Raw genomic sequence first — 7373 nt, forward strand, 5'->3', positions numbered from 1 at the left:
CACCAAAGGCACCTTGTTGTGGATGCTGTCCACCAAGATGCTGCCGCCAGTGGGCGTGCTGATGCCGATCTACCTGCTGGCCAAAGGCATGGGGCTGCTGGATACGCGCATCGCGCTGATCATCATCTACACGCTGATCAACCTGCCGATTGTGGTCTGGATGGTTTACACCTACTTCAAGGACATTCCCAAGGACATCCTCGAAGCCGCCCGCCTGGATGGCGCCACCCTGTGGCAGGAAATGGTCCGCGTACTGCTGCCGATCGCCAAGGGCGGCCTGGCCTCCACCGTGTTGCTGTCGCTGATCCTGTGCTGGAACGAGGCGTTCTGGTCGTTGAACCTGACCTCGTCGAACGCCGCGCCGCTGACCGCGTTGATTGCCTCCTACTCCAGCCCCGAAGGCTTGTTCTGGGCCAAATTGTCTGCCGTCTCGACCCTGGCCTGTGCGCCGATCCTGATTTTTGGCTGGATCAGCCAGAAACAGCTGGTGCGTGGTTTGTCCTTCGGCGCCGTGAAATAACGGCTTCATTATAAAAATTTGAATGTGGAGGCCCATCATGGCCAACCTGAAAATCAAGAATCTGCAAAAAGGCTTCGAAGGCTTCTCGATCATCAAAGGCATCGACCTGGAAGTGAATGACAAGGAATTCGTGGTCTTCGTCGGCCCGTCGGGCTGCGGCAAATCCACCCTGCTGCGCCTGATTGCGGGCCTGGAAGAAGTCACCGAAGGCACCATCGAGCTGGATGGCCGCGACATCACCGAAGTCACCCCGGCCAAGCGCGACCTGGCCATGGTGTTCCAGACGTACGCGCTCTACCCGCACATGAGTGTGCGCAAAAACATGTCGTTTGCGCTGGACCTGGCCGGTGTCGACAAGAAGATTGTCGAAAGCAAGGTCAGCGAAGCCGCGCGCATCCTGGAGTTGGGCCCGTTGCTGGAGCGCAAGCCCAAGCAACTGTCGGGCGGCCAGCGCCAGCGTGTGGCCATCGGCCGTGCGATTGTGCGTAACCCGAAGATCTTCCTGTTCGACGAACCGCTGTCCAACCTCGACGCCGCCCTGCGTGTGCAAATGCGCCTGGAGCTGTCGCGCCTGCACAAGGAACTGCAAGCGACCATGATCTACGTCACCCACGACCAGGTCGAAGCCATGACCCTGGCCGACAAGGTGGTGGTGCTCAACAGCGGCCGTGTCGAGCAGGTGGGTTCGCCGCTGGAGCTGTACCACCAGCCGGCCAATCTGTTTGTGGCGGGCTTTCTCGGCACGCCAAAAATGGGTTTCCTCAAGGGCAAGGTCACCCGTGTTGAGGCACAGGGTTGCGAACTCGAACTGGATGCCGGCGGCCGTATCACGCTGCCGTTGAGCAGCGCCACCCTGAGCGTCGGCAGCCCAGTGACCTTGGGCATTCGTCCGGAACACCTGGAAATCGCCACCCCTGGGCAAGCCACCCTGACCGTCACCGCTGACGTCGGCGAGCGCTTGGGCAGCGACACCTTCTGCCACGTCATCACCGCCAGCAAAGAGCCTTTGACGCTGCGCATCCGTGGCGACATGGCCAGCCAATATGGCGAAACCCTGCAGTTGTACCTGGATCCGACCCAATGCCATCTGTTCGACGCTGACGGCGTGGCCGTGGCCCGCCCACTGCGCGCTGCCGCCTGATTTCGCGAGTATTTCCTGATGAAACTGAATAAACAGAACCTCACCCAGCTGGCTCCCGAAGTGCAGCTGCCGACCTACGCCATTGCCGACACGCGCCAAGGCATCGCGCACATCGGCGTCGGCGGTTTCCACCGCGCGCACCAGGCGTATTACACCGATGCGCTGATGAACATTGGCGAGGGCCTGGATTGGAGCATCTGCGGTGTCGGCCTGCGCGCCGAGGACCGCAAGGCCCGCGACGACCTGGCCGGCCAGGACTACCTGTTCACCCTGTTTGAATTGGGCGACACCGACGACACCGAAGTGCGCGTAATCGGCTCGATCAGTGACATGCTGCTGGCCGAAGACAGCGCGCAGGCGCTGATCGACAAACTGGCCAGCCCCGAGATTCGTATCGTCTCGCTGACCATCACCGAAGGCGGCTACTGCATCGACGACAGCAACGGCGAGTTCATGGCCCACCTGCCGCAGATCCAGCATGACCTGGCGCACCCGAGCGCACCGAAAACCGTGTTCGGGTTCATCTGCGCGGCCCTGACCCAACGCCGCGCCGCCGGTACGCCAGCGTTCACCGTGATGTCCTGCGATAACCTGCCGCACAACGGCGCCGTCACCCGCAAGGCGCTGCTGGCCTTCGCTGCCCTGCACAATGCCGAGCTGCATGACTGGATCAAGGCCAATGTGAGCTTCCCGAATGCCATGGTCGACCGCATCACACCGATGACCAGCACGGCGCATCGCCTGCAACTGCACGACGAGCACGGCATCGACGATGCCTGGCCGGTGGTCTGCGAACCCTTTGTGCAGTGGGTGCTGGAAGACAAGTTCGTCAACGGTCGCCCGGCCTGGGAAAAGGTTGGTGTGCAGTTCACCGATGACGTGACGCCCTACGAAGAGATGAAAATTGGCCTGCTCAATGGCAGCCACCTGGCGCTGACGTATTTGGGCTTCTTGAAGGGTTATCGGTTTGTTCACGAGACCATGAATGACCCGGTATTTGTCGCCTACATGCGCGCCTACATGGACCTCGACGTCACGCCGAACCTGGCGCCCGTGCCGGGTATCGACCTCACCGACTATAAGCAGACGCTGGTGGACCGGTTTTCCAACCAGGCGATTGCCGACCAGCTGGAGCGCGTGTGTTCGGATGGCTCGTCAAAGTTTCCCAAGTTCACCGTACCGACCATCAACCGCTTGATTGCCGACGGCCGCGAGACTGAGCGCGCAGCCTTGGTGGTGGCGGCATGGGCCTTGTATTTGAAGGGTGTGGATGAAAATGGCGAGATTTATCGCATTCCGGATCCCCGCGCCGAGTTCTGCCAGGGGCTGGTGACGGACGATGCATTGATCAGCAAGCGCCTGTTGGGGGTGGAAGAGATTTTTGGCACGGCTATTCCCAATTCACCTGCGTTTGTGGCAGCGTTCGAGCGGTGTTTCGAGAGCCTGCAGGATGTGGGTGTGAGTAAAACGCTGGAGCGGCTGCTCGCCAATATCAACTGACGGAACCGGATCAAAAAATGTGGGAGCTGGCTTGCCTGCGATAGCGGTGGTTCAGACAGCCATGATGTGGCTGATAAACCGCCATCGCAGGCAAGCCAGCTCCCACATTCAGATCGGGTTAACACTCCAAAAACACTACTGCTGAGCAAATCATCATGACCCAGCAAAACCTGTTTCTCGGCATCGACTGCGGCACCCAAGGCACCAAGGCCATCGTCCTCGATGCCTCCAGCGGCAAGGTTCTGGGCCTGGGCGCCGCCGCGCACACGCTGATCAGCGGGGCCAACGGCCGTCGCGAGCAGCACACGCAGGAATGGCTGGACGCCTTCACCGAAGCTACCCATCGGGCCTTGCAACAGGCCGGCGTGGATGGCCAGGACATCCTTGGCATCGGCGTCTCCGGCCAGCAGCACGGCCTGGTGCTGCTTGATGACAGCGGCCAGGTACTGCGCCCGGCCAAACTGTGGTGCGACACCGAAACCGCACCGGAAAACGATCGCCTTTTGCAGCATCTTGGCGGCGAAAGCGGTTCGCTGGAGCGCCTCGGCGTGGCCATCGCGCCTGGCTACACCGTGTCCAAGTTGTTGTGGACCCGTGAGCAACACCCCGACATTTTCGCACGCATCGCGCACATCCTGCTGCCCCACGACTACCTCAACTATTGGCTTACCGGCCGTGCGGTCGCGGAATACGGCGATGCCTCAGGCACCGGTTATTTCAATGTGCGCAGCCGTCAGTGGGACGTGGAACTGCTCAAGCACATCGACCCCAGCGGTCGCCTGGAGGCCGCACTGCCAGTGTTGATCGAGTCGGATCAAAGCGTGGGCACGATCCTGCCGGCCATTGCCGAACGCCTGGGCATCAACCCTAACGCCCGCGTTTCCAGCGGCGGCGGCGACAACATGATGGGCGCGATCGGCACCGGCAACATCGCGCCCGGCGTGATCACCATGAGCCTGGGTTCATCCGGTACCGTGTACGCCTTTGCCGATCAGGCCAACGTCAGCCCGCAGGCGTCGGTGGCGACTTTCTGTTCATCCAGCGGCGGCTGGCTGCCGTTGATCTGCACCATGAACCTGACCAACGCCACCGGGGTTATTCGCGAGCTGTTCGACCTCGACCTGGCGGCGTTCAACGCCCTGGTCGCCGACGCCCCGATTGGCGCCGACGGCGTGAGCATGCTGCCCTTCCTCAATGGCGAACGCGTGCCCGCCCTGCCCCACGCCACCGGCAGCCTGCATGGTCTGACCATGACCAACCTGACCCGCGCCAACCTCTGCCGCGCGGTGGTCGAAGGCACCACGTTCGGCTTGCGTTACGGCCTCGACCTGCTGCGCCAGACCGGCCTGCAAAGCCAGAGCATCCGCTTGATCGGCGGCGGCTCGAAAAGCCCCGTGTGGCGGCAGATGGTCGCCGATATCATGAACACCGAAGTGGTCTGCACCGAACAAAGCGAAGCGGCGGCCCTGGGCGCGGCGATCCAGGCGGCGTGGAGCCAGTCCGGCGAGCCCCTGGCGAACCTGTGCGACAAATGCGTGAGTGTCGACCCCGGCAGCCGCACGCTGCCGGTGCCCGACAATGTCAACGCCTATCAACACGCCTACGAGCGCTATCAGCAGCTCGTGGCAAGCCTTTAAGAGCGAACGACTATGTATCTGGTGTGTGGTGAAGCGCTGTTTGATTTTTTCAGCGAAGAAGAGGCCAGCGGGCAGGCTTCCAGGGTCAATTACAAGGCGATTGCCGGCGGTTCGCCGTTCAACGTGGCCGTGGGCTTGCGCCGCCTGGGCATTGAGGCCGGATTGTTCGGCGGCGTGTCCACCGATTTCCTCGGGCGCCGCTTGTTGCAGATGCTCAAGGACGAAGGCGTGAATCAGCAATTTTTGGTGGAGTCCGACGCGCCGACCACCCTGGCGATGGTCGCGGTGGGGGCCAATGGTTCGCCGCAATACAGTTTCCGTGGCGAAGGCTGCGCCGACCGCCAGCTGGAAGTCGCGCACCTGCCGACGCTGGGCGATGACGTGCGCGGGCTGCATATCGGCTCGTTTTCGCTGGTGGTACAACCGGTTGGCGACACCCTGCTGACCCTGGTCAAGCGCGAAAGCGGCAAGCGCCTGATCAGCCTCGACCCCAACGTACGGCTGAACCCACAGCCGGATATCCAACTGTGGCGTGACCGCGTGGCCGAGTTGGTCAGGCACGCCGACCTGATCAAAGTCAGCGACGAAGACTTGCACCTGCTGTACCCCAACCAGTCCCCGCAAAGCGTGCTGCAAGGCTGGCTGCAACACCGCTGCCAGCTGGTGTTCCTCACCCGTGGCGGCGATGGCGCGACGGTGTTCAGCCGCCAGCACGGCACCTGGTCGCAACCAGCGGTCAAGGTCGTGATGGCCGACACCGTCGGCGCCGGCGACACCTTCCAGGCCGCGCTGATTGCCTGGTTGACGGAGCACCAGTTGGACTCGGTGGCGGGTCTGCAACAGCTGACGCGCGCGCAGATCGACGCCATGCTCGGCTTCGCCATCCGCGCCGCCGCGCTGACCTGCGGCAAGACCGGGCCGGACCTGCCATACCGCCAGCAGCTGGACTGAACACCCGCTCAAAAACCATATTGCCATCACTGCAGGCCACGCAATGCGCGGCCTACAGGCTGTGCACGTCCGTCAGAAATTTCCGCCCTTTTTCAAAAATTGTACTAAACCGAACTGAATGTACAATTTTTGACATCAAGATCAGGGCACCGCTATGTTGAAAGAACGGTCAGTTGGCTATCAAGCCGTATTAGCTGCCAGCATCCTCACACTGCACTACCTGCAACCACCTACAGCGCAAGCAGCCTGCGCACTCACACCGGGACCGGGCGACGACACCTTCGTCTGCGACAGCGGCAGCAGCCCGGGCCTCACCGACCTGCTGGGCAATAACCGCCTGACCCTGCCCGCCGGCGGCACCGGCACCATCAATGGCAACGTGACCTTCGGCGCGGGCGTGGATGCCGTGCAGATCGATTCAGGCCGCATCACCGGCGCCGTGCAACAGGGCAATGGCATTGATGACTTCAAAATGAGCGGCGGGCAGATCCAGTCGCTGGCCCAGGGCGATGGCCGCGACACCTTCCTGATGACCGGCGGGACCATTGTCGGCGCATTCGAGGACGGCGATGTCGCACGGCAAACCGGTGGCACCATCGGTCGAGTCGACATGAAGCTCGACAACAATATCTACGACATGTCCGGCGGGGCGATTCTCGGCAATCTGGTGACCGGTTTTGGTACCGACACCATCATCGTTTCCGGCGGCACGATTGGCGGCAACATCAGCGTCAGCGGTGGCGACGACAGCATCACGGTGAGTGGCGGCACGATCAACGGCGAGATCCGCGCCAGCGTCGGCAATGACACGTTCAACTGGCTCAACGGCGGCCAGATCAAGTCAGCGGTGTTGATGGGCGACGGTAACGACACGGTACTGCTGCGCGGTCTCAGCGAGAGCCTGTTGGCCACCACGCCGTCCATCGATGGCGGCCTGGGCAACGATCAACTGACCTTCGACAACACCACGTCGAGCACCGCCGCGCGCTACATCGGCTGGGAGACGGTCAACCTCAATAACAACGCTCGCTTTGACCTGGCCGGGGATTTTTTCCTCGGTGACAGTGCCAGCGGCACCGGCACACTGAATATCGATGGCAGCAGTTCACTCGCCGTGACCCAGGGCAGCCTGCGGCCCTACACTGCAGGCCAACTGGCGACGCTGAACAACGCCGGCACGATCGACATGACCACCGGCAGCAACAGCGCCACCGACACCTTCACGCTGCATGGCAACTATGTGGGCAATAACGGCCAACTCTGGCTGCAGACCGTGCTCGGTGACGACACCTCGGCCACCGACAAGCTGGTGGTGTCTGACGGCACGCTCAGTGGCCACACCCAACTGGCGGTGACCAACCTCGGTGGCGCCGGGGGTTTCACCGCCAACAACGGCATTGAGGTGGTTCAAGCGTTGAACGGCGCCGTGAGCAGTAACGACGCGTTTGCGCTCAAGGGTTCAGTCTCTGCGGGGGCGTACGAGTACCTGCTGTTCAAAGGCGGTGTCACGGCCGGCACTGAAAACAACTGGTATTTGCGCTCATCCGTGGTGGCGGTGCAGCCGCCCGCCGTGCCACCGGTAACGCCGACACCGCCCGTGGTGGTGCCCGTGCCGCCGCTGCCG

5 protein-coding genes and 1 pseudogene are annotated in these 7373 nt (G+C 62.3%); all 6 read left to right on the plus strand.

Annotated elements, in window-relative coordinates; all coding sequences use genetic code 11:
- The coding region (locus WBB95_RS06340; protein ID WP_424486788.1) for a carbohydrate ABC transporter permease at nucleotides 1-520 on the plus strand (520 nt) is incomplete at its 5' end.
- A 37-nt stretch (nucleotides 521-557) separates the two neighbouring features.
- On the plus strand, nucleotides 558-1661 hold the full coding sequence (locus tag WBB95_RS06345; RefSeq protein WP_424486789.1) for an ABC transporter ATP-binding protein: 1104 nt from the start codon (nucleotides 558-560) through the stop codon (nucleotides 1659-1661).
- Nucleotides 1662-1679: 18 nt separating this feature from the next.
- Complete coding sequence (locus WBB95_RS06350) at nucleotides 1680-3161, plus strand: mannitol dehydrogenase family protein (protein ID WP_424486790.1); 1482 nt, start codon at nucleotides 1680-1682, stop codon at nucleotides 3159-3161.
- Between the two features lie 155 nt (nucleotides 3162-3316).
- Entirely contained in the window at nucleotides 3317-4798 is a 1482-nt protein-coding gene (gene xylB / locus WBB95_RS06355) for a xylulokinase (protein WP_424486791.1), read from the plus strand.
- 12 nt (nucleotides 4799-4810) lie between these two features.
- The gene (locus WBB95_RS06360; protein ID WP_424486792.1) at nucleotides 4811-5749 is read left to right on the plus strand and encodes a carbohydrate kinase family protein; all 939 of its coding nucleotides are present in this window, start codon (nucleotides 4811-4813) and stop codon (nucleotides 5747-5749) included.
- Nucleotides 5750-5903: 154 nt separating this feature from the next.
- Nucleotides 5904-7373, plus strand: a pseudogene (locus WBB95_RS06365) (autotransporter outer membrane beta-barrel domain-containing protein); the annotation flags it as partial.

Source organism: Pseudomonas sp. (assembly GCF_049645325.1).
In the GTDB taxonomy this organism is placed as follows: Bacteria; Pseudomonadota; Gammaproteobacteria; order Pseudomonadales; family Pseudomonadaceae; genus Aquipseudomonas.